The sequence below is a fragment of the Hansschlegelia beijingensis genome, from assembly GCF_045505405.1.
Lineage (GTDB): Bacteria > Pseudomonadota > Alphaproteobacteria > Rhizobiales > Methylopilaceae > Methylopila > Methylopila beijingensis_A.
Genome location: NZ_JBJKEX010000457.1, coordinates 1 through 2,036 on the forward strand (window position 1 = coordinate 1; position 2,036 = coordinate 2,036).

Here is a 2,036-nt window from a genome sequence, read left to right on the forward strand (position 1 = left end):
GCCAAGCTGGTCGAGTCGGCGATCAACGGCATGCTGTCGGGGCTCGATCCGCATTCCAGCTACATGGACGCCAAGGCGTTCAAGGAGATGCGCACCAACACCGACGGCGAGTTCCTTGAAGGCGCCGGGTGGGCGGCCGCCGTGCACGACCACATCCAGGGCGACGCCTCGAGCCGGCTCTATGAGCGGCTGACGCTCGACGGCCGCACCGCGATCCTGATGGACTCTCCGGCGCGCGCCCCGGGCCCGATCGTGCGCGACGGCAAGACCTATGCGCAGCTCGCCAAGCTCGCCACCGACGTCAGGCCCTTCGTGGCGGTCGCGAACGGACTGAGGGCGCTCGGCTACGCCGCGCCCGAGATCTACGCCTCCGACGTCAGGACCGGCTTCCTGCTGGTCGAGGATCTGGGCGCCGAGCCGGTGGTGGCGCTCGATTCGCCGATCCCGGGGCGATACGAGACCGCCGTCGACCTGCTCGCCGACCTGCACTGCCGGCCGCTTCCGACCGAGCTGCCCGTTGGCAAGGAGCTCTACCGCCCGCCCTTCTACGATCTCTCCGCATTCCTGGCCGAGAGCGACCTGCTGAACGAATGGTACCTGCCGCACGTCACCGGATCCGCTCCAGAGCCCGAGGCGCGCCAGTCTTTCCGCGAGCTGTGGGCCGCCGCGCTGCAGCCGGTGCTTTCCGAGCCGCTGACCTGGACGTTGCGCGACTACCACTCGCCGAACCTGACCTGGCGGCCGGACCGCGAGGGGCTGAAGCGCCTCGGCCTGCTGGATTTCCAGGACATGGTGCTGGGTCCGCCCGCCTATGACGTGGTCTCGCTGCTGCAGGACGCCCGCGTCGACATGCCCGAGCAGCTCGAGATGACGCTCGCGGCCCGCTATCTCGCCGGGCGGCGCGCGGCCGACCCCGCCTTCGAGCCGCGCCAGTTCGCCCGCGCCTACGCCACGATGGGCGCGCAGCGCGCGACCAAGATCCTCGGCATCTTCGTCCGGCTCGCGAAGCGCGACGGCAAGCCCGGCTACCTGAAGAACATCCCCCGCGTGCGGCGGGCGCTGGCCACGAACCTCGCCCATCCGGACCTGGCCGAGCTCGCCGCCTGGTATCACGCCCATCTGGGGGTGACGGAGGACGCGGCGTGACGCCCGTGACCGACGCGATGGTTCTCGCCGCCGGGCTCGGGACGCGGATGCGACCGATCACCGACACGCTGCCGAAGCCGCTCGTCAGGGTCGGCGGCCGGACGCTGCTCGATCATGCGCTCGACAGCCTGGCGCGCGCCGGCGTGCAGCGCGCGGTGGTCAACGTCCATCACCACGCCGATCAGGTGGAGGCTCATCTGGCCGGCCGCCCCGCGCCGCAAGTCGCGATCTCGGACGAGCGGACCGGGCTGCTCGATTCCGGCGGCGGGGTCGCGAAGGCGCTGCCGCTGCTGAACGGCGAGGCGTTCCTGGTCCTCAACGCCGACACCTTCTGGATCGACGGCGCGAGCTCGAACCTGAAGCGCCTGGTGGCGCACTGGGACCCGGCCCGCATGGACGCGCTGCTGCTGGTCGCCGCCCTGACCGGCAGCGTCGGCTTCGACGGACCGGGCGATTTCAGCTTCACCTCCGACGGCAGGCTCAGGCGGCGGCCGGAGCGGCAGGTCGCTCCCTTCGTCTATGCGGGCGCGGCCGTGATGCCGCGCTCGGCCTTCGCGGACGCGCCCGACGGCCCGTTCTCGCTGAACCGGCTGTGGGACGCGGCGATCGCGAACGACCGCCTGTTCGGGCTGCGGCTCGACGGGCTGTGGCTGCATGTCGGGACGCCCGAGGCGATCACCGAGGCCGAGCAGGCCTTCGCGCTGTCGGCCGCCTGACCTTGCGCTGACCCGCGGCGGCCGCCCCGCGCTATCCTGCGCGGATGGCCGATTCGCGCGATCCGAACGTCCTGACGAGCTCCCGGTGGAAAGTGGGGCCGTGTCTTGTCCCGTCATGACGATTGCCTTAACCCAGCGCGAACGCCGCGCAGCGCCCGAAAGCGTAGTTGCGGC

At 71.4% G+C, this 2,036-nt stretch carries 2 protein-coding genes; both read left to right on the top strand.

The genetic code is table 11. The annotated features are described in order from the left end of the window. Positions 1-1,146: aminoglycoside phosphotransferase family protein (locus ACIKT0_RS17500; RefSeq protein ID WP_407106626.1), on the top strand; the 1,146-nt coding region annotated here is incomplete at its 5' end. Positions 1,147-1,163: 17 nt separating this feature from the next. Then, positions 1,164-1,862 carry a nucleotidyltransferase family protein gene (locus ACIKT0_RS17505; protein ID WP_407106627.1) on the top strand — a complete coding sequence of 233 codons (699 nt, stop codon included), beginning with the start codon at positions 1,164-1,166 and terminating at the stop codon, positions 1,860-1,862. Positions 1,863-2,036 lie beyond the last annotated feature (174 nt).

Coding starts and splice junctions, on each gene's coding strand:
- ACIKT0_RS17505 (WP_407106627.1), top strand. CDS start 1,164: ATGGTTCTCGCCGCCGGGCTCGGGACGCGGATGCGACCGATCACCGAC.